Here is a 25858-nt window from a genome sequence, read left to right on the forward strand (position 1 = left end):
AAATATATTCAACACTATAATGAAGAGCGAATACAAGAAAAACTAGGCTACCTTACTCCAAAAGAGTTTGGAGTCAAAGCAGCCTAGCAGGTGTTTTATATCTGTCTCATTTAGCTATGGCAGTTCATCTTCTACGTTTTCTTTTTACATACTGCTAAGTTATTTTTCTAATCCTAAAAAATTTGGTTAATAGCCATGGGCCTTGTGGAAATCCAAGATTGATTTGCCAAGCTCCGATTCCTAAAAGTTCATATTCTGTTATCAACCTCATTTTTTCGGCCATGCTTCTAGGATCTTCAAACCAGACAACATGTCTTTGCCCCTCCACGTCCGTGTAATAAAAATAAGGAGATTTAAACTGTTCAGAATAATTAATAGCAGAACCTTGACTAATGGCAAGTTCTACCGCATTTTGATTGGAAACTACTTCTGCCAAGGTGTCTGGATCATACGGCAGTGTCCAATCGTATCCATATAGCGGTACGCCAAGCAAAATTTTTTTAGGATTCATCCTTTCTAAGGCAAATTCAATAGTTTGTCTCACCTCATCAATCGGTGCAACCGGACCGGGTTCGCTTTCTTGATGATGCCAATCATAGGCCATAATAAACATGAAATCAACAACAGACCCGATGGCTCCATAATCATACCCTTCCAACCAGGGAATGTCTTCACTCGTTTTTGGAGGGACGGCAATACTTATTAACAACCCCTCGGGTTCAAGCCGGTCGTTAAGTTCACTTAAAAAGGTAGAAAATCGATCGCGATCCTCAGGAAGTACCATTTCAAAATCAATATTGACTCCTGCATATCCCTTATTTGATACAAGGTTAAAAATATTATTAATTAGATTTTGTCTTGCTGACGTATCCGTTAATATTTGATGAGCTAATTCAGAACTAAACCCCGATGGTGTCAAGTTGGTAATGGTAGCAAGCGGGGCAACATTATTTTGCCATGCTGTCTCGATGGCTTCTAAGTCGTCTAATTCGCTCAGTGAACCATCATTTGAAATGTGATACTCAAAAAATGAAAAATACGTTGCATAGGGAGAAAAGTCTTGTATTAATTCCTGATCATCCTGTGTTCCTGTAATATAGATATATCCTAAGGTATCAGCCGTATAATTGATCTCAGGAATGTTGATTTCCATTCCCGGATATAGCTGCTCCACATTTATTGATGGATTAGCATTGATTAACTGCTCTACAGAAACGTAAGCCATCTTTGAAATTTGATACAAGGAATCTCCAGGTTGGACGATATAGACATCCTTAGTAATGAGTAAAGCTTGGCCGGGAATAATATCAGGTGAATCCAGCCCATTGACAAGACGGAGTGTATCCATAGGAATATCATATTTTTGACTAATAGAAAAGATTGAATCACCCGGTTGGACCGTATAGATAAATATGTCATCCAGCCCCTTTCTGGCTGATATTTTCTTTTGCAAAACAGCGTTAGAAACATTACTTCATATGCTTAAGGGGTTATCCTTTACAGCAGTCATAATGGATTTTTTAATGGAATAAAAATATAAATAAGCAAAATTTTTGTGAAATTTTTGTTATGCTCAATGATTATTTTGGTGGTTTAGATCCTTTATCTGATGACATTAATATAAGTATTATTTCTTTCAGGTTATTATGAATCGATATCACATTTCTTATTTTCTTTTTAAAATGAAGGAATGAAGCAAAATAAAATCCAAAAATTTGTTCCATTAGAAGTTAATGGTATGAACATTCTTCACCGCTGCTGGGGGGGACAAAATGAAATACTGGGGTCAAAACCTGCTGATTAAAATAACGGCCGACAGCTCAATTTTTTAAGCTGCCGGCCAATAATTTATTTTTTTAATAAGAGCAAGCTTCTCCATTTGGGCAACATCATAAATTGCTTTTCTATCATTCTTTTCCGCTCATAATAGATTGCCATATGTTATGTCACCCGCTTTGTCTGTAAAAAAGCAATATAGAGTAAGTTGAAGGAACGGCCCTACTGATAATATGTCACTTCCGGGAAGCTCAGTTAGTATGTCATTCAACTTCTTTTAAAAAGATTCTATCTTTAAAACCACCGCGGCTTTCCTGTTTTTCTCTTCTAATTTTTTCTACAATCTCAATATTACCGCCATGAACTTCAGCGAAAGAATGAATAATTTCCATCACATCTGCCAGCTCTTCTAGTGCTTCCTGATCATTATCTGCCTGCAGGTATTCCGCTGTCTCTTCCTGCAGCTTTTTCTTTAACTCTGTTGCAAATTCTTTTTCATTCAAGGTCCTTATTATGCATTTTTTACCATCCTTCTCTATAATTTGTGGTATATAATCACGGACAAGTTTGTTATATGCAGGCACTGCCTATTCCTCCTTTCATTTCTTGCTGCCTTTACGGCGGAAATACATATGTAAGCGATAGTCTGTAATTTCCTGCAGCATGGTTTTGAGCTGATCAGCATGTTCAGGGGCGACTTCTACGTCTGTCCAGAATTTCTCGCCATCAAAATGAAACATACCTTTACTGCTTCCGGCCCACTTTGTCATCGGCATGTTTGCTATTAATCTAGCTGTAGCTTTTTCATCAAAGTTCCACAGTTTTTTGGTACCCTTATCACTGAAATCAATGTTGCGGCGGTATTCTTTTTCCATATAAAAATCATTGAACGCTTTTGCAGCTTCTTCCGGCCGTATGGGTGCAAGGATGTTCTTTCGGGAGAGCATAATGGTTAGAAGCACCATTTTGTAGGCTTTGGTCATTCCCGTTTTTTCTAGCTCTTCCAGTAGATGTTGATAGGTCATATAAACCTCTGCCTCTTCATACTCCAGTTCTCCTAAACGATAAAGAAATCCGAAATATCCACCGTAGGTTTTTTTCAGTTCATTGTCGCCAGCACTTGTCTGAACACCCATTTCCATATAAGAAGGACGTCGTCCCAATTCCTGTTTTATAGTATAATATTCCTGCTTGATCTGTTCCTTACGAGGACTCCGTTTTTTTCTCATCACGTTGAGAAGATCGATTACTTGGGTGTCCAGATGAAAATCACAGATTTCCGGAACAGCCGGGTAATGTCCCGGCTTCGTTAAAACCCTCCCCTCTATATCAAAAAGTGAAAGTTTCACATCCGCATTACGATAATTCCCGATTAGATCAATAATGGTACAATGGCTTTTACCCTCTGCCAAGCGGAGCCCGCGGCCAATCTGCTGGGTAAAAACTGTCAGGGATTCCGTCGGACGCACGAAAAGCAGCGTATCCACAGTTGGAATATCTACCCCTTCGTTAAATAAATCAACAGTAAATATTATTTCGAAGCTGCCATTGCTTAGTTTTTCAATAGCTTCCTTGCGGCTGACCTCCGACTGGAAATGAACGGCTGCACCCTGTGTACCTTGCTTCTGGAAATAGGAACGTAAAAACTCGGCCTGCTTAATGGACGAGCAGAAGCATAACGTCCTTGACTGCCTATGCTCCTGCCAGTTTTTCCATATCTTCTCGGCATGTTTCTCTTGCAGCTGGACCTGTTCTAACTGCTGATGATCATAATGATTTCCTGCCCAGCGAACGGAAGAGTAATCCGTATCATCATACACACCATGATACACAAACGGTGCGAGCCATCCTCTTCGGATTGCAGTTAAAAAGTCGATTTCACGAGCGACATTGCCGTCACAAAGAGCATATACATCTTTGTTATCCATCCGATGCGGAGTAGCGGTAATCCCAAGCAGAAAATCAGGGTCAAAATATTCCAGTACCTTCTGGTAAGTGGAAGCTGCGGCATGATGGAATTCATCTATTACTACCAGGTCAAATTGAGAGGGAACAAACTGATTTAGGTTCTCTTTCATACTTAACGTAAAAACCGATGCAAATACAACATCTGCTTCAGGTTCTTTTCGCTTGGCATGATAAAAACCTGTTGACCTTTCAGAATAGACATTTTGAAAGGAAGCTTCAGCCTGGTTTAATATTTCTTCCCGGTGTGCAACAAACAAGACCTTCCGAAAATGTTCGGCAAAAAAAGCGGCCAAATAGGTCTTTCCTAGCCCCGTTGCCATGACGACCATTGCTTTTTTGTAGCCTTCTTCTTTCATCTCCCTCAAGGTGTCCAACACTTCCGGCTGGGCAAAACGAGGTTGTGGCTTTTCTTGTTGATAGACGGGCGAATGTTCCTTTATGTAACAATGCTCCTCTTCCACACCAGGAAGCATCATGCCTGCTTCTTCTGTCTCAGACCATGAAGCGGCCAGATCTGGATTCTGGCGGTGAAAGAGCTCATAATGATGTTGATATACTTTTATTGTTTCCCTGTTAATTGGAATGGTATCGGATCCGTGAAATAAATGGGTGAACATTTCAAGCGCCTCATCGTGCGCCTTTTCCGCCACTTCCCGCTCGATCGCGAGATTCCATTCCACACCTTCTGTCCAGGCAGCTCTGGAAAGATTAGAAGAACCAACAATGAGCTGCCCCTTCTCTTGTTCTTTGAGCATGAGAGCCTTTGGATGAAAAGATACACCGTCACTCTGCTTCATTCTTATTTCTATATTAGGGTGAACAGCAAGTAATTCTTGCAGTGCCTCTGGCTGTGTCACATACAAGTAATCGCCGCATAACACCTTCACATCGGCCCCTCGTACTGCAGCTTCCCATAATGAATCACGCAGCAGGTCAACACCGGAGCGCATGACAAAAGAGCTTATTAGATAAATAGAAGAAGCTTTGGCCAGACGAGGTTGCAGCTTCTGATATAATTGTTTGGTAATTAATTGTACAGGTTCACACATATATGTACCTTCCTTATGGATACTGGACAATATTAGGTATCGCTTTCCGAATGCCTCCTCTAGGATCTTCTATATCTCCATTATACCGGGGAATCAAATGAACATGAAGATGAGGAACCGTCTGCCCGCCATATTCTCCAATGTTCACTCCAATGTTGTAGCCATCGGGGGCGAATTCCTTATCAAGTGCTTTCTTTTGCTCTTGTATTAATCGATGAATAGCCAGCACTTCTTCTTCTGCTGCTTCAAAGTAAGAAGAAAAATGCCGTTTTGGAATAATTAGAGTGTGACCCTTTTGGACGGGATAGAGATCATAGAAAGCTTTTGCATACTCGTTTTCTCTCAAAAGTTGTTTTGGTGATATTTCACAAAAAGGGCATGACATAGGATAACTCCTTTGGTTTTATGGTTCTAGAACATAATTTTTTATTCGTTGCATTCTATATCAATCATCAATTACAAAACAAAAGGTGCATTACCTTGTCCCTACTTTCTAATTTTAACAGTTTCATATTCATTGTTTTTGTAGTGAAATTTTCTCATTGAACCCACCCGCAAATTATTAATTGCTTACTATATTATATGATTTTACAATTCTTTAATAAAGCACATTTGATGACGAAAGAAATGTTTGTTCTATAATAAATGGTGAGCTTTATGCCTTAATGTTGTCTATCTGTCCAACCTTTATCGATTTTTTAACATATATAATTATTGTGAGCTTAAATTAAATACTTCTTTAGTTTTTATTCCAAATCCTGATATAGATTTATAATAACCAAGCATGTTGTATTCTTTGTACAGATCAAAACCATTTGAAAATAGGAGAGGAGGATAGATATGTCTGACTGATATGGTGGATTCGGACGCGGGCGTGATTTTGCGCTTATTGTCATCTTGTTTATTCATTTAATTATTATAGGTACCAGTTTTGTATTATATTAAATAACTTTTTCGGACAAAGTTCATTGTCTTTTGCCTCTTTTATAGTTATGAGCGGATTGAATGAGGTTTCTCCTTACTTTGTGGCACTAGTGAATGTTGGGAAGATTTTTGCATAGAAATAGAGGGATACATTCTTGATAGGAAGCTTTAGCCTCCTAATTTTCGTTCAACCTATTCAATATCATGTCATGTTCTCCAACTTTTCTTGATAAGTAAGCTGTGTCTTTGGATAGTGATTCAGTATTTTTATTAATCTTTTTAAGAAGTGCAACAACATCTTCGTTACTGCTCCAATCGTTCTTATCAAGTTTTTCATTAACTTCTCTAAAACCTTGAATGGTCTGCTTTTCTATATTTTCAACTCGTTCTCCAAGCTTTTCAAACTGTTCTTCTAATCGATCAAAACGATGATTAAAGTTAGTATTTAGATTTTGTATAGCTTTTAGAGTTTCGTCCATAGTTATCACTCTCCATTATTTCAATCATACCAAAAACAATGAAATCAAGCACCCCTATTTGAATTTGTAGAAACAAGAGTATAGGCAATTCATCATTATTAAAAGTCTTTAAAGCCCATGAACTATTGCTTCTCTTTTATTTGCTTTATTTTTTAGCAAACCCTTGTTTGTTTAGATAATCGAGCATGAAGGGCAGTCTGCTTCTTTCAAGATGATCCTCAATATGATCTTTCCACCATTTTACTTTCTTTACGGTGAAAGAAGCTTTAACAGGTCGATCTCGGTAATATTCCCGCACAAAAAGTCATTTAAAAGTAAAATCACTCACTGCACAGTATGGGTCTACTACGTAATATAACAGTTACTCTACAATCTGCTCCTTCACACAAATACTGAGTGCAGTCCTTCACTGCAGAATTGTGCCCCAATTATTTAATATACAAATATAATCAGTGTTTCTTCGTTTTTAATTATTATTTTCGCAAAATCTTCTCCATCGCTTTTCCCTTTGCTAACTCATCAATTAGCTTATCCAGATAGCGGATTTCCTGCATCATGGATTCTTCGATATCTTCCACTCGGACGCCGCAGACTACACCTTTGATCAAAGACCGTGAAGGATTCAATTGGGGAGCTTCCTCAAAGAATGTCTCAAAGTCTATCTTTTTTTCCAGTTGTGCTTCGAATTTTTCTTGACTATATCCTGTCAACCATCTGATGATTTCATCGACTTCTGATTTTGTACGCCCTTTTTTCTCTGCTTTCGAAATATATAGGGGATAGACTCTTGCGACACTCATTGTATAAATCTGATGTTTCATGACACATCCTCCCTTAGCCAATTACACAAAGAATGAGCGAAATCCTTTACTGCAGAATTGCGCCCGAGTGCGGAAGAGCATTAAAAAAATTCTGCTGTATATATATTGTAGAAAAGCCCCTTTTCGTTTCAAAAGAAAGAACGGTTCTTGTAAATGAAACGCTTTGCCCAGCAAGAAATGGACACACATATCGTTAAATTTCATCGTTTTTTAGATCACTTTCCAATCTCCATTTGATCATATCATAATTTTTTACTAACAACTGCCATCGTGCAACGAGATACACAAATTAACTTTCCATCTTCATCAGTAATTTTAATATCCCAAACCATTGTTTTGCGCCCTTTATGAAAAGGGGTAGCTGTTGCCGTTACAACGCCATCACTTTTACTTCAACACAGCTTGAGAAACTATCATTTATATGCCTCCTTGTTAAAAATCTGACAATTAAAATTAATCTGAATATAACACATTTACAAAATCACTTGTGTACAATATTAATTATCTCTTTAATGGCCTCAGACACCTTATAATACGATTGAGCCCTATTTTTGAATAAGCCATTCCATAATATGTGCGTAATGTGACATGCTTATTGATCGAAATATCAAAAAAGGTCAACAGCTGCAAGGTAAGTTTATTCCTTGATTTCCCACTGTGGATTCCAGACTATTTCCCACAGATGTTCATCCGGGTCTAGAAAGTGGCCAGAGTATCCTCCCCAAAATGTGTCGTGTCCGGGTCAGTTATAATAGCACCAGCTTTTTTCGCCTGTTCCATTAACGCTATCAACTTCTTCTTTACTACCTACATTGTGACCTATAGTAAATTCGGTAGAACTGGACGCGGTCTGAGGAATCTTTGCCTCATGAGCTATATCTTTACGATTCCAAATTGCAAGCTTTAAACCTGCTTGTAAGTCGAAAAATGCAACGGCACCATGCTCAAATTCTTTGCCAACTATACCTTCTGTCGGAAGCCCCATTCCGTGTCGATAGAATTTTAACGATTTTTCTAAATCATCTACGCCCAATGTAATTACAGTAATTCGTGGTTTCATTAATTATATTGTGCCTCCCTCATAATTTCAACTACGAACCCTTCACGTATTCCCATCTTTACAGAATTAAAGCATAAGCTAAACTATTCGAGTAACTAAGTACAAGCTTAACATACCTGCCTATCTTCAACTATGCTATGGCCGATTCACAAAGAAAGAGCACATTTCTTACTCCTGAAATGCGCCCGATTGCTTATTAACTTTACTTTAAACAATTTTTCCTCTGTTCTGTGATGAAAACGTAAATGCTAAAAATCCGAATGATGCTTCTCCACCAATGGTTCTTACTTATATATTAATACCCCTTCAAAAAATCCACCCTGTTAGGTAAAACTTCATTATTTTCGATTCTCTTCAATGTTTCCAAAAAGCATGCTATCGCTTCATTCAGCTCTGTCACAGCTGATATATGAGGAGTGATGGCGATATCGTCTCTTTCCCATAGCTCGGAAGTCTCTGGCAGCGGTTCTGATTCAAGAACATCTAACACTGCATAACGGACGTTTCTGGAATTTAGCGCTTCAATGAGCGCTTGCTCGTCTACCGTATGACCTCTGCCGACATTGATAAAGGCAGCGCCGTTTAAATTGCTGAAAAACGCCCGATCAAATAGCTTACTCGTTGCATTTGTCAAAGGCAATGTGCTAATAATCCAATCTGCCTGTGCTGTCAGCGTGCTTGCAGAGCTGGTTTTCGTCACCTTTTGAAAATACTCCTTTTGCTTGCCGCTGTGCGAGACGCCGAAAACGGTGGCTCCAAAGCTTGAAAATACCCTGGCAATCCCCTGTCCAATCTCCCCTGCACCAAATATAACAATCGTTTGATCCTTCACCATTTGTGGAGTTTTTGGAGCCCACTTCTTCTCCCTTTGTTTTATTCCAAAGTAGGAATGAAATTGAAGATCCCTTAATACATAGCTTAAACAATACTCGCTTATTTTTTGTCCAAACGTGCAAACAGTTCGGGTTAGAAGGATATCATGTTCCTTCCATCCATCAATTTCCAAATAGTTGTTTATCCCCGCATTAAAGGAATGTACCCATTTAATTTCGGCAAAGTGGAAGCCTGGGCATGGCTTGAAACCGACATAGGCATCTGCCCATGACAAATCCTTTTCTGTAATTTCATCAATCTGCTTAAAACGAAAACTCTGAGGTGTTTTAGCTGGTAACTGTTCTTGGAATTCCTTTTCATAGTTTCCTGCAACTAGTATATTATGTATGTTCATTAGATTTCCCCCATACGTTTTATTAGGTAATGCATCGAGTCCATATTCAATACTAATAAGCGTGCAACAGAAATGCACTTCTTCCCTCTAAGCACGCTTAAAAAAATAAATCTCATTCAAAGACATTATCTTCAATAATCGCGCCCTTTTCTTAAAGACTCGAAATTGAGATAACTTCGAGGCTGTCAGTAATATTGACCTTCTCTTTTATTCCTATAACCTCACTTACATAAATTGTTAAACCATGCGAGCTGATTTAGGTTTAGGTATGAGAAATTAAAGGAATTACCATTTACATCTTTTTAAAAACATATGTTTGATTAGTAACGTAAAGAGGATTGTTTGGCCCTTGAATTTACTTTATTAAGGCCGCGTTAGGTTTCTAATAGCGTAATCAAAAATATGTACCCTTACTTTAGGAGGCAGACGATGAGATTCACAGGTGTAGGATTAGGCTGGGGCATTAGTGGAGGAATAGCCGATATTTTAATGACCAAGGGCTGGGATCCTATTGTGATTTCCCTTTACCGAGGGGCTGTTGGTTTTATATGTTTTTTCGTTTGGTTTCTCTTTCGCTTCAGACAAAATTGGGTTACCTCTACTCGTTTATACATATGGTCCCTATTGGCGGGTGTTGGTGTGGCTGGAAATTTCACTTACAAGCCTCAAGCGTTGCTGTGGCCGCTACTTTAATGTACACCGCACCGGTGTTCGTCCTTTTAATCTCCTTTTTATTACGAATAGAACGTTCGACTTGGTTTAAATGGGGGTGCATTTCCGGGGTCCTTATGGGGATTATCCTGCTTACAGGTGCCTACAACACCGATTCAATTTCAGTGAGTTTTCTAGGGGCGGCAGCGGGGCTTGCTGTGGCCTTTCCTATGTATTGTTTATATTTGGGTTTAAAAATGCCTCTTCTATCGGAAAGCCGGAGGCCACCTTAACCATTGCCTTTTTTTCTTTTTGCATTTCTCTTTACGGACAATGAGGAAGCAGCTGCAGTGTTGACGTCAAGCGACATAGGATGGTTTCTTCTATTAGGGCTTGTGGGTGCTGGTATTTCATTTATATGTATGTGATTGGCATTCGGTGGACTGCCGCATCAACTGCTTCGATGGTTGCTATGGTAGAGCCGGTGACAACTTCTTTATTTGGCGTTCTGCTTCTCGGAGATCATTTGACCACCATTCAACTTCTTGGAATGGTGCTTATCCTGGTTACAATCACCGTACTTAGTGTGAAGCAGTCAAACTGAGAAAGTTATTTCCAGTAAACGAATTAAATTGAACAATTTATTTATGTAAACAGCATTTCTCAGTAAAATACAGCCATTAAAAGCCGGAACAGTCTATTATATAGTATTAGTACAAGTGCTTTTTTCTTTTGTAACCCTTATGTTGCATAATGAGAAAATTTTCCAGCAGAACCTGTATCTATTAAAACATTTTCTAACCTTTTGCTTTGGCCGCGAAAAGTCATATTAGCTTCTGTAATTTCATTCATTCATGATTCATTCGTCCATTCAAATTGCCCGCCAACGCCTTCTAATTTTGCTTGAATAGTATCAAATCGATTATGCATTTCTGATTTTAAAGAATGAATATCTGATTTCACGCTTTTCAATTCATTATTCATTTCTGTAAGTAAATCAAGCATTTGCTTATCCACTCTTTATCACCTCTATGATAATTTTAATAGATGTGAATAAATTAATCACTACTTTTTTAAAACCACTCGTTAATTCCACAAGCGCGCCCTTTTCTTGAAGATAATAATTGTTTGGTATAAAAGCAATACCCGTTCTGGGTTTGTCGTTTGTCCCGTAAATACTTTATTTAAAGTATTAAACTTGCATGGTACGGTAGAGATAAGAATTAATATAGAATTTTTTTCTTCCATAATAAGCAAAGGAAAAAGAGGGGATACCATTAAGAAGATTAAAATATTAGCATCTGTTGTGTTTATATTGCTTGTGACTGGGTACGGGATATACCGATTTTATTGGCTTCCTCCTTACTTAGAGGTAGAAGATAATGTTACTCAATATTTAACAGAAGAAAAAGACTATGAACGCAAGAACTTTGAATTGGTTGACAGGAAGTATACAAAGGGTGGATATAGAGGAATCAGGATAGGTGTGGAATTCGAAGATGAGCCTAGTATTGTTTACCATTATATGCAATTAGGTGATGGAACGATAGAACAGACCAACGTTAATGGCGAGGCCTCAACAGTTGGTAATTATAAGCATATTGATGAAAACGGAAGAATTGTAGATAGAAACAAGACTTAACACTGTTTTTGAGATGGGAGCCAGATGGAATCCCCTCATTACTGACGGTTCCATCTTTCATCACGTTAAACTGCCCTATTGCTTAGCAAAAGAACGCTGTCCTTAACACAGGAATGCACCCGTTAATGAAATAACATGATACAATGCTAGGGGCAGGATAAAATGAGAACAAAGTTTATCTGTGCCTTAAATACCTCTATTACCTTTCAAAGTTCTTTTTTATTCCACTTCGAGGTCGATATTCTCTGATAAAATCAGCTTTTTCTCTTCCTCTAACCGAAAATTAATTGTTGCTGTGATAGCATAGCTACCTTTGGGTAATCCATCCTTATTAAAATAAGCCTGATGAAAGTCAGTCTCCTTTATTTCCCCCGATTTTTGAAAAGATTCTTTCTCCCATTTCCCCCGGGGCAGCACGGAACTGTTGGCAATGCTTGGGGCGACTGAATTGATAGTAATATCATGATTTTTTTCTCTAACGTTAAAGGAAATCAATGAAAAGCCGCCATGTCCTACCTCTATTTCTTCCATCCCACCAATTTCTTCCATTCCACCAACATACTTTACCATTCCTTTAATGTTTACCTTTTCGTGCGGAGAATAGGTGTGTTCCTCTGAGACCAGCCTTAAAACAAAATCTCTATCCTTACGTGCTTATCGATTTCATAATCTGTGTCTTGTGTAGCAACGTTACTTCCTTTACTTTTCTCCCTGTTGTTTGGTTCATTAGGTATGCTCTCTAGCTTTTCTTCTTGTTTTGTCTCTGTTCCTATTCCACACGCGGTAAACAACAAGAAAAGCATCCCAATAAGTATAAGAAACAAAATAATATTCTTCCCTTGAATACTTATCCCCCCTTTTCCTAGGTTGAAAAATGAATCCCTTTCTTAGAAAAAGCCCGTTTAGTAAAAAATTTTATAAAACCTATAAAGATTATAGGTGAAGGGTTTTTAACTTCTTATAACTCTTCTCAATATGACGATATTTTCAAACCTAAGTTTCATTAAAAATAATATACTTGTGACCAATTGCACAGTTAATTTAGACTTCCTTCAATTTGCAATATTATTCCTGTTAATAGTCCTACCACAAAAACAGAACGCAATCCTTACTCCAGGATTGCGCCCTTACAAACAAAATGGGCGCAATCTCTATTCTGGATTCGCGCTCCGATTGATTAAATTACATACCTGACATTCCAGCTATAATTACAAAGGTAGTCCAAAGGAAACCAATCACAAGCGTCCCACCTGAGAGTGTTCTAAGTAAAATAGGGAACGATGTTTCCTTATCACCTTTTCTTTTTTTCAAAGATAGGATAATGAATATGACACCTAATAATCCGATTAAATAAGTAAAAACAACTCCTACCCAATACCATGTCAATCCCTTACCCCAATACGCCATATCCTGAAATAAAATGCTGAGATAAAATACACCCAAAGCACATATCAGCGACAATAAAGTATAAATTAATTGTTTTCTCATTTTTATTTGTTTAATCACCCCTGATACCACTGAAATCACCCCCACTCCCAATCAATTCTTACTTGAATTCTAACATAGCTACTCCACAATCTTGGCCCTTTTCTTCAATAGGGTATTTGGTCTGTATGTAAAAGTATACCTTTACGAACGGTTTATTTTTTGTCTAATAGATAGATGTAAACGTTTGTAAACCTCTAGAAAATATTTATGAAAATCATTTAAATTTACATATATTTTGCGAATGAAAATGAGGTATACTGAAACCATTGGATGTTTATGGAAAGTATCAAAGAACTGAGTTATCACCGTTATACACGGGAAGTTAAGGCACCTGAGATATCTCAACTTACATGCTTTTTTACTAAATCCAATATATTTTATTACACTTTATGCGAACGGTAAGAGGGGGAAACTATGAGTTACAGTAGAAGTATGCCTATCACTTTTGCTGCGGCATTGGTATTAGTGTTGACATTGTTTGTACATATCACCGATTCTCAGGCTGTACAGGCCGAAGAGGTACGCTGGCAGAAATCCATTGATGATATCGGTATACCGGAAGGCCACGTACAGAAATCAATTATATTTGACGATAAAATGTGGCTGTTTGGTATATACGACTATAACGAATTTGATTCACGAGCAGTCATTTGGTCGAGTGACGATGGTGAAGAGTGGCAGCTTGAAACTGATTTTACAGACGATGAGGAAGCGCCTATTTTAAAGGATACTGATAACGTCGTTGTATTTGACAACAAACTTTGGGTCATTGGCTGGACAGGTGTATGGTTAAGTGAGGATGGTGTCCATTGGCAGCAACTAAAGGACAGAGAAAATACTGATTGGCCTATGACCACCGGCTTTAGTGCTGCAGCTTATGACAGTAAACTATGGGTGGCCGGCGGTTATAATAACGGTGCGACAAATGAAGTTTGGGTAAGCGAAGACGGAATCGACTGGGAGCAGGCGACAGAGGAAGCTGATTGGTCTCCTAGAATGAGCCCAAATTTATTTGAGTTTGCTGATAAGTTCTGGTTAATTGGTGATAATAAGGGGAAGAGTGATGTCTGGTATAGCGAAGATGGTGTAAGCTGGCAGCAAGCTGCCGAAGATACGGGTTGGTCCCATCGGAATGACCCAGCTGTCACCGCCTCTGATGATGGAATCTGGGTTACGGGTGGCAGTGATGTGACGGGTGAAGGTCTAGTGTATAATGACGTATGGTTTAGTCCGGACGGAAAAGATTGGAATAAGGTTACTGATGAAGCAGCTTGGGAACCGCGGTTTCGGCACGCCTCAATAGTATATGATGACAAACTCTGGGTCATGGGCGGCGTGAATTTTGACTTCGACGGCGGTTATCAGGTGAATGTTCATGACGTTTGGCACTACAGCCTGATTGATGAAGAGGAAGAGCTCACACCCCCTAAGGCCGTGCCCCCCAATAAGAAGACACGGTGTGTCCATAAACTAAGGAATCAATGCCAACCAGGAGTTAATATGTCAAAAAAACAACATTGTAATAAGTGTCCATCAAACAAAGAAGAAATTCGTAAACACGGCATAAATATTCATAAAGAGGCTGCTAAAAACAAGTAATATCATTGATCTCACTGTGTGATTAAAAAGTGCGGTTGTTAAGTAAACCCTTCAACTAAAAAATATAGTGGAAGGGTTTTTTAATGTTTGTTTTGTGACACGAAATATGTTCACTTGAAACTTGTCAATTTTAGTAATAAATGGCGTATTATTTTCAGAATTATTTGTCGTAAGGAGTTAATCTCTGGATAGTTCCAGCGAAGCTGTCACCAGGAGAAAATGATGGATTGTATTAACAAACGATCTTTTCATCATAAATTGTTTACTCTAAGTGGTAGCATTAGACGGATTTAAAATTTAAGAGTAACTAAATACAATAAAGCCTAATTTCTCCTTTAAAATGGTGAGAAAATTAGGCTTTTATTACTTCGTAATCGCGCCCGTTTGTTTAACAGGTATTTTGTTCTCGTTTGTATCCGAATATTAAATAAAATAAAAAGGAAACATAAAATGATATAGAACTATCCCAAATATTCTTAAACCTCAACCAATAACTCATTCCACCTTGCTCTGGTGGCAAAATATAAAGTGCCATTTCTACAAAAAACATTCCAACCAAAAACAAGATTAAAGGAATATATAATATCCATACCCATTGTTTGTGCTTCATAATTAACCTCCTTTGTAAGAAAGTACCCCTTAATAATAGTTAAAGTGCCATTTTGGTGAATTTTTGTATGAACTACTCAACTAAACTGCCCGATTGTAGAATGACATGATACTATTTCAACCAGGTTTTTTGCTGTTAATAAGAAAAGTACTCATCCAACAATCTACTTGATGAGTACTTATCCATTTCTTAATATCCTTTGCATCTATTGTCCACCGGCTGCTTCAAGTCCAAAGTGAAACCAAACGTTTTATTTTCTATAATTGATTTAGTAAGTCCGTGATTTTGTCTTTTAATGGTGGAATCTCTTTTTCAACCACATTCCAAACGATGCCATTATCCACTCCAAAATAGTCATGAATTAACACGTCTCTAAGCCCTGCCATCTCACGCCAGGGTACATGCAAATGTTGTTCTCGAAAGTCTTTTGAAATACGCTTTGTAGCTTCTCCAATAATCTCTAGATTTCGAATCACTGCATCCTGTATTAATTTTGAACGAAAAAAGTCTTCCTCTCCATTTGGAAGGTACGTTTCAATATTTTCTATGCATTCTAAAATATGAGTCAAGTAGAGTTTGTCATCTTTCATAATTGTATGGCTCCGTTTAACACGTCTTCTTTGATACGCCAATGAATCGACTTTTCTGTAACGACATCCACTTTTATTTTAAGCAAATTTTCCATTTCTTGTTTAAAACGTATCAAGTCAAACAAACTTCTTCCTTCTTCGAAATCCACTAGCAGATCAAGGTCACTCGCAGATCCGTCTTCAGATCTTGCCACCGAACCAAATACTCTTACGTTTTTAATGCCGTGCTCCTCTGCTATTTTTAAAATCAAGTCGCGTTTTTCTTGAAGATCGTCTAACATACACATCCCTCGCAATCTTCATGCCTTCTTGAGTTCATTATATCATGTTCTGAAATTTGTCTGAATATTTATTTTCTGATCTCTACCTAGATTTAACAAGAATGAGGAGAAGCAGTCCATGGAACATTTATTACTGTTTAGCGGGACTATCTTTTCATCAATCGCGCCCGTTAGTGGAATAACACCTTCAGCAAAATTTGAACTTATTTACCCCATTTTTTCTTCATTTTATCTCTTTCTTTTCATTGAACCTCGTTAGTCAATCATTTGCTTCTGACTTTAACTATGTGTTCCACAATAAATCCAACTATTAAGCCGATAGCAAAAGGAAGTATTGCAATATTTGCATCAAAAATCAACCCATTTTCTAACGGTTCATTTAGGACAAATGAAAACCTAAGAAGAGATAAATTGAATATATTTCCAATACAATATAATAGAGCCATTGTCCCGACTGAGGATAATAACGGAAACCATATAATCCTCACAAAAGACCTCCATTTAATACTTGTTATTGAACAAGCCTTCCCGTTAATTTAAGTACATCCCTTCACAAACTTCCCTTACATTTACTATTTTACTTATAAAAATATACTATAGAATCTGGCCCGTTTCTGGAGGATTGCCCCCTCTTCTGACGGATTAGAACGAAGACAAAAATGTACTTTCCTTTTTCACTTTTTATACGCAAGTTTGAAAAAATGATCACCATAAATAAAGAGGGATCGCTCCCCCTTTATAGATCTCCCTGTTCTTTTTTGATTATTAGGGGTGAAATATGTATACTGATGATTTAACGAAAGTAGAGATTGATAGGTTCGAACAGCAACCGACTTCTCTTGAAACGAATTGCACATAAACACCCATCCGCGATGGCTGTCATATCCTGTATGTTCTTTTTCTACTTTCGTTCTAGGAATCTCTGAAAGCTGATCTTTGTAGAGGTTACGGTAGGCAAGCATGATAGATTATCCTCCTTTCGGAGAACACAAAAAAGCCGGTGCAAGCTACCCTGCACCGGCTTAAAAACGCTATATATGTATACTCGTGGATAATATTGTCTATAAACTATAAAGACAATTTTAATATTATCCCTTGTCATAAGGCGAAAAAGTTGCTATTATAGCCTTAACAGTGAGATATACAGATGACTAATTTGCGGCTACAAATTAGTCATTGCGTTTCAAGCTAGTGCCAGTAGCTTGAGACCAAATGGGAAGGTGCGCCAACACCTTCTCATTTTTTATGTTCTCTTTTCAATAACAGTGAGTCTTAACTTCCTTATTTTCTATAAATCTAGCAAGTCGTTTCATGTATGTTATGTATACCCTGAAAAGTTTCCAAATCATTCTATCAATTTGTCTTCTACTATACAATAAAATCTATTTGTTCGTCTACCCTGAATTTACAGGGTTTTTTTATTTTACAAACGTATACAAAAGGTATACATCTGTTGACAACGTATACGTTTTTGTATACGTTAGAGATAAGAAAAGAAAACATTACCTTTTTTGAGGAGGATTACCATTGGAAAGACTGGCTTCTATCGATATTGGCAATGACTCTGTGAAAGGCTTTCTAGGGGACTTTACCAACACTATCTATCTACCAAATGTCATAGCTGAACTAAATGAACGATCCATTGTAGAAATGGAAAAAGACCCGTTAAATGGTTTACATGTGGAGATTACCTCTTCAGCTTTAAACAGAAAAAACGGACGATTTGCCATTGGAAAACTCGCTTCAAAATATCCTAATAATGATGAATTAACTCCAGATCAGGAAAAATCTCAAAGCGACCAGCCTCTTATTATGCTGCTTACAACTCTTGCCTATGATGCAGTGCAACACTTTCCGGAAAAAGATGGAGTCGTTGAAGCCACTTATTATCTATCAACAGGGCTTCCTCTTGATGAGACCAAGAAAGGAAGATCCAAGGAGTTTAAGAAAAAACTAAAAGGCTCTCAGCATGAAATAACTTTTTTAAAAACCCCGATGTTCGAAGGAAAAGTAGTACAACTTAAGTTTGAACATGTGTTAGTAAATACAGAAGGCTTTGCAGCGTACGTGGATCTAACAACAAATAATGATGGTTCTACTAAAAATGAAGAACTGATCGGCAAAACCATTTTAATTAATGACATAGGCGGTCTATCAACCGATTCAGCTGTAATCACCAGTGAATCAGAGGTGGACAATGAATACAGTGATGGGATCAAAAAAGGCGTATCCACCTATTTGGACAATGTAATTAGACGTGTCTACACGGAGTACAAATATACAATAAAAAGCCGCGGAGACCTGGTAAATATCATTACAAATAAAGATCCAGAAGAACAATATCATATTTGGGTAGCCGGCAGCCGTCAATCTATTAAAGAGATTGTTGACGAAGAGCTTGGCACCTTGGCCAAAGAAGAATATAAGCTGATCAAAGACCTTTGGAGAAATGTGCCAGATATCCGGTATTCCTATCAAATTGGCGGAGGTGCTCTGGTACTTAAAGAACACCTTAACGAGATCAATCGCAATGATATGGATTTCCCTCTCCGTTTTATTTCAGAGGAAGACAGTATTTGGATGATTGCCAAAGCTTACTTTAAAATTTTACTTATGTATATCGAAGCCAAAGGAATTGAACTTCAAGAACCTACCATGGCAAATGAGTGATGATGTATGGACAAAGTAGCGCCAGGAAAAGTAATTTCAATCCGATTACCCATGGATACCCCTTCTTATGTAACGAAGTATTTAAATGAACGAAAAAAAGAAGCTGGTCGAAAATTCAGTGGTGAATTAGCTACGCTTCTCACTGAAGCAATATCAAATAAACAATTGGACGTTGAGGAAGAAAATAGACTTGTCATCCCTATTCCTAAGGGATTAACAGAAGATCAAAAAGAATGGCTCCGTAACCCCCATACCCGGGCCATGGTTTCTCAACTTCTTTTTCAGGTCGTCGAACAACCTCTGGAACCTTTTGAGTTTCAAAAGCAATCATCAGAGGACAATAAAGAAGATACAAAAACCTTTAAAGCTAATTCAAAAATTGCTAATTTCGCCGCCAAAACCTTTGATTTTGATGATGATGACTAAAAAAACTGCCCATTTATAGGGCAGTTTTTTACGTGATCAAAGGAAATCCTATGTTATCTATAGAATTATGTTGTAACATAGAATATAAAGGGTTATCTAAACCTTTATAAAAACTATTATCAAACTTATAAACTGCAATAGTAGCCATTAATAAATAAAAAACATTAGTTATTACACACGTAAGAGAGGTGAATCTGAACTTGAGTAAAAACGAAAACATAAGTCAAGACAAGATGGATGAAAAGTTAAGTAAACCTAGGTTAACCGTAAAAGAAGCAGCTGCATCCATCGATGAATCTCCTTCCGTGTTAAGAAACTGGATGAGAGAATTAAAAACATACATTCCAACCAAGCAAGGAGAAAATGGTTACCATTATTTTGACAAGGAAGCATTAGAACAAATACAACTCATCAAAAAAATGAACCGCGAACAAGGATATAGTATTAAACAAATTGAATATCATCTTGCTACAGATGGAGAGTACATCAAACCTGCAAAATTACCGGATACAACGGAAAAACTAATGGATGAAATTAAGGCTCTTCATGAAAAAATGGACAAGCAAGAAGAGTTTAATCGCCAGCTTGTAGAACAATTGGAGCAACAAAATCAATACATTAAAAACTCTGTCCAAGAACGCGATCAAAAACTACTAGAAACATTAAATGAGATAAAATCGCAAAAAGAAGAAAAAAGAAAGGGAGGTTTTTTGACTCGATTATTTGCAAAAGAATAAGATTGTTTGCATCACGCCGAAGTTCGGGTATAATATAGATAGACCATCATATACTAAAAAAGACCATAGGTGCTGCGAACACCTACGGTCCACAATAGCTTGGTTCCCTTCAAGGGGGATCGGCATAGGCGAGAATAAATCACCCATTGGAGCCTCTAACTCAAGGGTGATTTATTTTTTGTGTGACAGCAGTGCTACGATTAAAGCTCCGAACGTTAGCATAAGCATTAAAGATTCATACACTGTCATCATAACACCACCCCCTTTCTTTCATGGGGATGATGCCGAAACCACCCTTGAGTTAACCGAAACTATTGTTCTTTTATTATATCATTTTTAACGTATATATAGGGAGCTCTTCCATGTATAAAGCTATACAAAGGTTATTAAACAGCATTTCACATATGTTTATTAAGGTTTTGATCTTCTCATCTCCCACACAGTATCAATCACTCGTTTTGCAATTTCTTCCTCTATATCTGGTGCCTTTGTGTTATAGGAGACTCTCTTCCCACGGAAGGGGAAAGCACCATGTAACAAATAAATCCTTAATTTCTTTCCTTTCCCTATATCTTGGAAGATATCATCTAACAATTTTGGTTTTGATTTCTCATCATATGGACGAGTCTTAATCAAATCTTTGACCAGGGACCGTCTTACATCGATGTGATTTTCAAAAACAAACTTTTGTACAAGTTTCCACCATAATTCTTCTTGCGCCGACTGCTTTATCTCTTCGATATCTATCTTTTTATCAACCTTTATATTGTCTTCTTCAGGGACAATAGACATTTTATTAAGCTTTTCACTCAGCTTTTTTTCCCCGAACACCTTTTTATATTCCGTAATGGATGCCTCCAGCCTTTGCTCTACGATAATCTTATTGGAAGTGCTGGTAGATAACGATTCTATCAATTGATCTACAGCATCCCGCATTAGGGCTGTTCTTGTGACACCCTTTACACCAATTTCCTCAACAAACTGATCCATACGTTGAATAGATTCTTCTTCCAAGGCTACCGTAAACCGTTCCGTTTTTGTTGGCCTTGTCCTTAATTTATTTGTGTCATTGGAAGGCTTATACTCATCCAGGATAAATTGATTAATCATCGGATTTCGATCACTGGCAGAAATATAGTGATATAATGTTTCGCTAGTGCCTTCCTGAAAGTAAAAGGGAATACGTCTTATTCGTTTGGTGGATTCTTGACTTTTTTCATCTAACTGCTTTAAAAATTGCGCCAGAACGTGCCTCATAATTAAAGAACGATTAGCTTTATTATATCCTCTTGCTTTTGCCCGTCTCACGTACTCATCTAATAGTAAAACCGTATCTTTATCTAATCGAAGCAGATCAAATGATGTCTTTGTATGTTGAAAAGCAGCTAATTCTTCTATATTGCTTGGGAATGTATACTGTCCATGAAGGAAATTTCGGACATTTTTGGAGTATTGGTTTCTATTGACTAATGTTTTGATTTTTTTTACTACATCAGGCTGCAAGGAGAACCCTACGTTCTTTTTCAAACTTTGACACTCCTTATCAAAAAGGGTGAGTTGTTTATGTATGTACTGTTGTAACAATATTACACTTTGGTACTAAAAAATACAATATAAAAACGAAAGCTCCGGCTTTTGACCGGAGCGAGGCAGTAAACAATATACAAACTGGAGGTTTTGTACCTGTTTTTTTAAGAAATTTCATTCAAAGAATCGCTATTCCTTGGAGTTTTTCTCATTTTCATGGTTTTTGGTTTTTTCTTCGATTTCTCTATCTGTTGGATGAGAAAGGACTGACTCATGCGCTCTGGTATATATCCCAGACGGTCTCGGATTATATTTTCAATAACCCATGTTTTTCTTGTAACATACTCATATTCAGTACCTTGATAAGAAGTTAATTTTTCTATATCCGCTGAATTCTGTTCTCTCAGCTTATTAAATACATGAAGCGTTCCAAAGTTATTACTTCTTGCCTTTCTCACTTCCCGTAGCAGTAAAAGTAACTCCATCGTGTGCATCCTCATAAGTTCCGGGGTACTTTTATTCATCCAGTCTAGAAAAGCAAAATCATGAAAAGTCACGTCTTTTCGTTTCCCTTCATCACTTAGTAAATCTTCCCTCAGCTCCATGTCACAAAAGGTACAGTACAAATGATCAACCTTGCTACCGCAATATACACAGGTTTTCATGTAACTACCTCCGTTTAAACACTGAAATCATTTGGAGTTTCCCCACCTCCCAGCAGCCTCGAGGCTGCTGGTGTCTATCAAGCTAAAGCTTGATAATAAAAGGCAGCTAAAGGAGAGAGACATAGGTATGATCTTACCAACCTTGTTATCAACAAATGGTTTTAAACAGTTCCTCCCCTATACTTTTGCTCTGAGAGGCGGCATCCTGCCGCCCACTTGAGCTTTCCTACTGTCATGACACATAACGTTCAATGTAATTGACAACCCCTTTGAGAGTCTTATATGTCCGTTCATTGGCTTTAGCTGTTTCTAAAGCCTTTGAATGATCCATTCGATACTTACTTACTTCATAACGTTCTTGATGGAGGGTGTGCGTGATAAAAATCTCATTTTGCTTATCAAAATGCACATAAATGTTGTAGTTGCCACCCTCTATTTCATAATCGATATAATGAATGTCCTCAAACGTCTGAGAGCAAAGTTTTTTTCCTTCCAAATATGTTTCCAACTGCTTCGATAACAATGTGCTCATCATGATCTTTCATCCCTCTCTCATGAAGACGATTGGCAGCTGCCATTCTTTCCATTTTCATAATCCTTTATAAAGTGTTGCTTCTTATCATGATGATATAGCTTCGGTGCTTAGTATTTCTCCATCCACTCTCTCCTTCAACTTTGTCCTCCAGTGTGTAATTTTGTTTACTGCTTGAATATATCCACATCCATTTTTTTCTGTTTATTACCTCCCCTCTTTATATATAATATATCACTTTTGTACTAAAAATTCAATAGTTTCAACAAAATAAATAACAGAAAAATACTTCTGTATCAATGGTTTTAATGGTGTATAACACTTTCAAATAGAGAAAAAAACAAGGTGGTTTATCACCACCTTAACTACCAAACTGTATATATCATTTTCATTTTTTAGCCCTGATCCACCTCAAGAAAGGGAGAATAGATACTAAGTACAAAAATTTACTTATGCGAACCTTCTAAAATGTGCTGTACTGCTTTTTGCGCTTGTTGGGAAGCTTGTATGATTAAACGTTTGTCTCCCTTTAACACTTGAAGCCAAGAATGAATATAGGAAGCACTGTTATCGATTGTTGTGTTGTCAATCCCAGTAATCCCACATAACATAGAGGCGCCCAGCTCTGCAATCAGCTCTTCTTTACTGTATGTTTTGCTCCCAAAATGAGTAGTTTCAGTGATACCTGCTCGCTCTAGACGGCTTTGGTGGCCTGTGCTATGAATCATCTCATGGAAAAGAGTGCTGTAATATTTATTTATATCTTCAAACTCACTTTTTGGTGGTACATTCACCTTATCAAGAGCTGGTTTATACCAAGCACCCCCAGGGATAAAGCTGAAAGATGGTGGATTAACGTAATGACCTTTTACCCTTTCTGCTTCACCAATAGGATCATGATAAAGGGCCCTTTTCGTTTTCTTTCTAATCCTTCCACCTGGGAACCAATTTCAAAAACTCGGTAATAGCGTAACAAAGGAATTTGTTTTACTTCCTCCGTGTTTTCGTCTTCCACCTCGATCCATTTCCAGAACACCACCATTTGTGATTTTTCCCCTTTTTTTACTTTACCACCCGCCTCTTGAATCTGTTTAAACGTGGCTACTCACCTCCATCTAATAGCACGGTGTTAATCCCTCTGTATGCCTTTTGTGTTTTCCAATTAACCGCCATGCCTTGTCGAAAAGGCTTTTTCCATGGAACGACTCCGCGTTCTAGCTTTTTGATAATTTGATTTGTAACCATTTCATAAATGTTTTGACTCATAACCATTCCGCCCCTTTGCTTTCCTTTTTCGTTTGCCGAAGCAGCGTCTGCAGTTCCAAAAAAGGAGAATTTTTTCCTTTTTGCACGGAGTCTCGAAGCGTAAGGATAGGGGAGGTGTCAAAGGTTCCCGTGTTTGAAAGTTTTTTGTTTGCGGAGCGTTTTACAAAACAAGTTTCAAACCCTTTGACAACTTTCCTCTGAATCTTAATCATTTATCGTCCGGAAGAGGAGCAGAGCGACTACTCCCCGGCGATTAATGATTTAGAGCCAGTCCGCACGCTACGATGCGGAGGCAAAAAGAAAAAGTTCTATAAAACAGCAAAAAAAGCAGCCGCCGGCTGCTTTTCTACGTATGCTTTATAATGTTTCTCTGGCTCGTTCGGTATGGCCGTCAGGAAAACGACACAGGAACCTACGGATTGTTGGGTCCTCCCTTACAATCCGTGGTTATCGGGGCGTTTAATACCGAAGCGACACTTACAGAATGACGGAAAGAGACTTTTGCTTTCCGATCAGTCTGTTGTGCTGCCACCAAAATTATAAATATATCACTTTACCACTAAAATCCTCTTAGAATTAGATCACTCTTCTGATACACTGAACAACCTAAGACATCACCCGATACATACCACATGAAACCGGTGAAGGAAATAGACAATACCCCATAACTAATAAACTGATGCTCTGACAGTTATTCTAAAATTACAGTAATTGAAATTTCATTTATGATTTTACATCTGTTGCTACATTATCAACACGTTTGCTACAGCAAACAAATAAGCTTCAGCTTGCTATTCAGAGACTTTGAGAGGATGAATAAGGCATTTTCTTTCTCTCCTGCTGCAGGAATGCTTCACAGGTGGCTCTTTCCCAATATTTTGTACCAGCCACTGTTAAATCAGCCGCAGGAAGAACTCCTCTTTTTACATACACATTAAGCTTGCGCCGATCATAATTTAGGCCATTCTCCTTTAAATAATCCGCAAACTGGACCTGGTTCATGTATTCCCCACCTTCACGCATGATGGAGAATGTAGGATCTTTTAAAAGATACGTATCCTCCGAAAAGAAGATGTATAAAGACTCCAATGCCACCTCTAACCAATCATTATCCAAGTTTTGATACACCATCGCTAAGTTAAACGAGGAATGGTCAGGATCCTCATAAAAACATGCTAACTGTAAAAACGTCTTTTCCACATTGGATAGGCTTGCTAATACATCATCCGTTCCTTTAAGATCACCATCTGACAGATGCTTTTTCAGAAAGGGAAACTCTTTCACAATAAAGGCTGTTGATCTCTTCAAGTGACCGCCTCCTCTGTTGACAATGTCAACAACATTTTAACATAAACGAATGAGTATTGTTAATAAAAACGGATGTAATTGAATGATCTCAGTTTGACCTCTTAAAAAAGGTTTTTTCTTTATAAGTGCTGAATAGCAGTCATATGATACATTTCTAAATTCACTATCCGTATGGTAAAGGAGAAACAACTCATATTTATTCTAGAAATTGATAATGGAACGATTTAGCTGTTTGTCATACTCATCATAAATATTGACTAACCATTCTTGAATATCAGGATCGTAGTGAAGTAATTGTTTCTTGAATTTTTGTAAGCATTTACTATTTAAAAGAGTTTGCTCGTTCATACTCTATTCATCCAAGTGTTGATTGAAATAGTCAAAGACGTAGTTTACACAGGTTTTCATATAATCCATTCTGGAATCAATATCATTCGTTAAGACTATCTTTTGATGGATGGTATAATAAAATAAAAGAAGTTTCTTTTGACTTCGTTTTTATTAGTGAAAGTGGTGATGATATATGGCAATTATAGTAATTTGTAAGCGTTGCCATGGGAA

28 protein-coding genes and 4 pseudogenes are annotated in these 25858 nt (G+C 37.6%); 7 read left to right on the forward strand and 25 right to left on the reverse strand.

Annotation, left to right across the window (positions count from 1 at the left end; all coding sequences use genetic code 11):
- Nucleotides 1–154 precede the first annotated feature (154 nt).
- From ACE1TI_RS17820 to ACE1TI_RS17835, 4 genes are all read right to left on the reverse strand, one after another.
- On the reverse strand, nucleotides 155–1414 hold the full coding sequence (locus ACE1TI_RS17820; RefSeq protein ID WP_375008930.1) for a glycosyl hydrolase family 18 protein: 1260 nt from the start codon (nucleotides 1412–1414) through the stop codon (nucleotides 155–157).
- 625 nt (nucleotides 1415–2039) lie between these two features.
- Nucleotides 2040–2360, reverse strand: coding sequence for a phosphoribosyl-ATP pyrophosphohydrolase (locus ACE1TI_RS17825; RefSeq protein WP_375008895.1), 321 nt, complete (start codon nucleotides 2358–2360; stop codon nucleotides 2040–2042).
- 15 nt (nucleotides 2361–2375) lie between these two features.
- Complete coding sequence (locus ACE1TI_RS17830; RefSeq protein ID WP_375008896.1) at nucleotides 2376–4793, reverse strand: DEAD/DEAH box helicase family protein; 2418 nt, start codon at nucleotides 4791–4793, stop codon at nucleotides 2376–2378.
- A gap of 13 nt (nucleotides 4794–4806) precedes the next feature.
- Nucleotides 4807–5178, reverse strand: a complete 372-nt coding sequence (locus ACE1TI_RS17835; RefSeq protein ID WP_375008897.1) for an HIT family protein — start codon at nucleotides 5176–5178, stop codon at nucleotides 4807–4809.
- A 482-nt stretch (nucleotides 5179–5660) separates the two neighbouring features.
- Between ACE1TI_RS17835 and ACE1TI_RS17840 the strand changes: the two are divergent.
- Nucleotides 5661–5738 (forward strand): annotated as a pseudogene (locus ACE1TI_RS17840) (YjcZ family sporulation protein); the annotation flags it as partial.
- A 155-nt stretch (nucleotides 5739–5893) separates the two neighbouring features.
- On the opposite strand, the gene ACE1TI_RS17845 reads toward ACE1TI_RS17840, so the two are convergent.
- From ACE1TI_RS17845 to ACE1TI_RS17865, 5 genes and pseudogenes are all read right to left on the reverse strand, one after another.
- Nucleotides 5894–6196, reverse strand: coding sequence for a hypothetical protein (locus tag ACE1TI_RS17845; RefSeq protein ID WP_375008898.1), 303 nt, complete (start codon nucleotides 6194–6196; stop codon nucleotides 5894–5896).
- Nucleotides 6197–6669: 473 nt separating this feature from the next.
- Nucleotides 6670–7017 (reverse strand): DUF2200 domain-containing protein, encoded by a 348-nt coding sequence (locus ACE1TI_RS17850; RefSeq protein ID WP_375008899.1) that lies wholly within the window; start codon nucleotides 7015–7017, stop codon nucleotides 6670–6672.
- Between the two features lie 242 nt (nucleotides 7018–7259).
- Nucleotides 7260–7406: pseudogene (locus ACE1TI_RS17855) on the reverse strand (PaaI family thioesterase); the annotation flags it as partial.
- 248 nt (nucleotides 7407–7654) lie between these two features.
- Nucleotides 7655–8077: pseudogene (locus ACE1TI_RS17860) on the reverse strand (VOC family protein).
- A 295-nt stretch (nucleotides 8078–8372) separates the two neighbouring features.
- Nucleotides 8373–9305, reverse strand: coding sequence for a D-2-hydroxyacid dehydrogenase (locus tag ACE1TI_RS17865; RefSeq protein ID WP_375008900.1), 933 nt, complete (start codon nucleotides 9303–9305; stop codon nucleotides 8373–8375).
- Between the two features lie 429 nt (nucleotides 9306–9734).
- Here ACE1TI_RS17865 and ACE1TI_RS17870 point away from each other — a divergent pair.
- Nucleotides 9735–10560: pseudogene (locus tag ACE1TI_RS17870) on the forward strand (DMT family transporter).
- Nucleotides 10561–10808: 248 nt separating this feature from the next.
- On the opposite strand, the gene ACE1TI_RS17875 reads toward ACE1TI_RS17870, so the two are convergent.
- Complete coding sequence (locus ACE1TI_RS17875) at nucleotides 10809–10973, reverse strand: hypothetical protein (protein ID WP_375008901.1); 165 nt, start codon at nucleotides 10971–10973, stop codon at nucleotides 10809–10811.
- A 94-nt stretch (nucleotides 10974–11067) separates the two neighbouring features.
- Here ACE1TI_RS17875 and ACE1TI_RS17880 point away from each other — a divergent pair, with 94 nt between their 5' ends.
- Nucleotides 11068–11598, forward strand: coding sequence for a hypothetical protein (locus tag ACE1TI_RS17880; RefSeq protein ID WP_375008902.1), 531 nt, complete (start codon nucleotides 11068–11070; stop codon nucleotides 11596–11598).
- A 219-nt stretch (nucleotides 11599–11817) separates the two neighbouring features.
- On the opposite strand, the gene ACE1TI_RS17885 is transcribed toward ACE1TI_RS17880, so the two are convergent.
- The 3 genes from ACE1TI_RS17885 to ACE1TI_RS17895 all read right to left on the reverse strand — a co-directional run bounded on the left by ACE1TI_RS17885 (nucleotide 11818) and on the right by ACE1TI_RS17895 (nucleotide 13116).
- Nucleotides 11818–12168: a hypothetical protein gene (locus tag ACE1TI_RS17885; RefSeq protein ID WP_375008903.1), complete on the reverse strand. Its 351-nt coding sequence runs from the start codon at nucleotides 12166–12168 to the stop codon at nucleotides 11818–11820.
- Between the two features lie 56 nt (nucleotides 12169–12224).
- The gene (locus ACE1TI_RS17890) at nucleotides 12225–12422 is read right to left on the reverse strand and encodes a hypothetical protein (RefSeq protein ID WP_375008904.1); all 198 of its coding nucleotides are present in this window, start codon (nucleotides 12420–12422) and stop codon (nucleotides 12225–12227) included.
- A gap of 358 nt (nucleotides 12423–12780) precedes the next feature.
- Entirely contained in the window at nucleotides 12781–13116 is a 336-nt protein-coding gene (locus ACE1TI_RS17895; RefSeq protein ID WP_375008905.1) for a hypothetical protein, read from the reverse strand.
- A 384-nt stretch (nucleotides 13117–13500) separates the two neighbouring features.
- On the opposite strand from ACE1TI_RS17895, the gene ACE1TI_RS17900 reads away from it, so the two are divergent.
- The gene (locus ACE1TI_RS17900; protein ID WP_375008906.1) at nucleotides 13501–14685 is read left to right on the forward strand and encodes a DUF6242 domain-containing protein; all 1185 of its coding nucleotides are present in this window, start codon (nucleotides 13501–13503) and stop codon (nucleotides 14683–14685) included.
- A 388-nt stretch (nucleotides 14686–15073) separates the two neighbouring features.
- On the opposite strand, the gene ACE1TI_RS17905 is transcribed toward ACE1TI_RS17900, so the two are convergent.
- From ACE1TI_RS17905 to ACE1TI_RS17920, 4 genes are all read right to left on the reverse strand, one after another.
- The gene (locus tag ACE1TI_RS17905; RefSeq protein WP_375008907.1) at nucleotides 15074–15295 is read right to left on the reverse strand and encodes a hypothetical protein; all 222 of its coding nucleotides are present in this window, start codon (nucleotides 15293–15295) and stop codon (nucleotides 15074–15076) included.
- Between the two features lie 257 nt (nucleotides 15296–15552).
- Nucleotides 15553–15885, reverse strand: coding sequence for a HepT-like ribonuclease domain-containing protein (locus ACE1TI_RS17910; RefSeq protein WP_375008908.1), 333 nt, complete (start codon nucleotides 15883–15885; stop codon nucleotides 15553–15555).
- The gene (locus ACE1TI_RS17915; RefSeq protein ID WP_375008909.1) at nucleotides 15882–16166 is read right to left on the reverse strand and encodes a nucleotidyltransferase family protein; all 285 of its coding nucleotides are present in this window, start codon (nucleotides 16164–16166) and stop codon (nucleotides 15882–15884) included. Before ACE1TI_RS17915 ends, ACE1TI_RS17910 begins: the two co-directional genes overlap by 4 nt.
- Before the next feature lie 674 nt (nucleotides 16167–16840).
- The gene (locus ACE1TI_RS17920) at nucleotides 16841–17128 is read right to left on the reverse strand and encodes a hypothetical protein (protein ID WP_375008910.1); all 288 of its coding nucleotides are present in this window, start codon (nucleotides 17126–17128) and stop codon (nucleotides 16841–16843) included.
- Between the two features lie 565 nt (nucleotides 17129–17693).
- Here ACE1TI_RS17920 and ACE1TI_RS17925 point away from each other — a divergent pair.
- The 3 genes from ACE1TI_RS17925 to ACE1TI_RS17935 all read left to right on the forward strand — a co-directional run bounded on the left by ACE1TI_RS17925 (nucleotide 17694) and on the right by ACE1TI_RS17935 (nucleotide 19999).
- Nucleotides 17694–18836: a ParM/StbA family protein gene (locus tag ACE1TI_RS17925; RefSeq protein ID WP_375008911.1), complete on the forward strand. Its 1143-nt coding sequence runs from the start codon at nucleotides 17694–17696 to the stop codon at nucleotides 18834–18836.
- Nucleotides 18837–18842: 6 nt separating this feature from the next.
- Entirely contained in the window at nucleotides 18843–19262 is a 420-nt protein-coding gene (locus ACE1TI_RS17930; protein ID WP_375008912.1) for a hypothetical protein, read from the forward strand.
- Between the two features lie 200 nt (nucleotides 19263–19462).
- Complete coding sequence (locus ACE1TI_RS17935; protein ID WP_375008913.1) at nucleotides 19463–19999, forward strand: helix-turn-helix domain-containing protein; 537 nt, start codon at nucleotides 19463–19465, stop codon at nucleotides 19997–19999.
- Nucleotides 20000–20170: 171 nt separating this feature from the next.
- On the opposite strand, the gene ACE1TI_RS17940 is transcribed toward ACE1TI_RS17935, so the two are convergent.
- The 8 genes from ACE1TI_RS17940 to ACE1TI_RS17975 form a co-directional block, all read right to left on the reverse strand.
- The gene (locus tag ACE1TI_RS17940) at nucleotides 20171–20251 is read right to left on the reverse strand and encodes a putative holin-like toxin (protein WP_375008931.1); all 81 of its coding nucleotides are present in this window, start codon (nucleotides 20249–20251) and stop codon (nucleotides 20171–20173) included.
- A gap of 159 nt (nucleotides 20252–20410) precedes the next feature.
- A complete protein-coding gene (locus ACE1TI_RS17945; protein WP_375008914.1) occupies nucleotides 20411–21526 on the reverse strand; it encodes a hypothetical protein in 1116 nt (371 codons plus the stop codon).
- Between the two features lie 164 nt (nucleotides 21527–21690).
- Nucleotides 21691–22191, reverse strand: coding sequence for a hypothetical protein (locus ACE1TI_RS17950; RefSeq protein ID WP_375008915.1), 501 nt, complete (start codon nucleotides 22189–22191; stop codon nucleotides 21691–21693).
- Nucleotides 22192–22423: 232 nt separating this feature from the next.
- The gene (locus tag ACE1TI_RS17955; RefSeq protein ID WP_375008916.1) at nucleotides 22424–22726 is read right to left on the reverse strand and encodes a hypothetical protein; all 303 of its coding nucleotides are present in this window, start codon (nucleotides 22724–22726) and stop codon (nucleotides 22424–22426) included.
- Between the two features lie 443 nt (nucleotides 22727–23169).
- Nucleotides 23170–23517 (reverse strand): zincin-like metallopeptidase domain-containing protein, encoded by a 348-nt coding sequence (locus tag ACE1TI_RS17960; RefSeq protein WP_375008917.1) that lies wholly within the window; start codon nucleotides 23515–23517, stop codon nucleotides 23170–23172.
- Between the two features lie 74 nt (nucleotides 23518–23591).
- Nucleotides 23592–23810, reverse strand: a complete 219-nt coding sequence (locus ACE1TI_RS17965; protein ID WP_375008932.1) for an ArdC-like ssDNA-binding domain-containing protein — start codon at nucleotides 23808–23810, stop codon at nucleotides 23592–23594.
- A gap of 14 nt (nucleotides 23811–23824) precedes the next feature.
- Entirely contained in the window at nucleotides 23825–23989 is a 165-nt protein-coding gene (locus tag ACE1TI_RS17970; RefSeq protein WP_375008918.1) for an ArdC-like ssDNA-binding domain-containing protein, read from the reverse strand.
- A gap of 795 nt (nucleotides 23990–24784) precedes the next feature.
- The gene (locus ACE1TI_RS17975) at nucleotides 24785–25297 is read right to left on the reverse strand and encodes a hypothetical protein (RefSeq protein WP_375008919.1); all 513 of its coding nucleotides are present in this window, start codon (nucleotides 25295–25297) and stop codon (nucleotides 24785–24787) included.
- Nucleotides 25298–25858 lie beyond the last annotated feature (561 nt).

Source organism: Alteribacillus sp. JSM 102045, from assembly GCF_041949975.1.
In the GTDB taxonomy this organism is placed as follows: Bacteria; Bacillota; Bacilli; order Bacillales; family Marinococcaceae; genus Alteribacillus.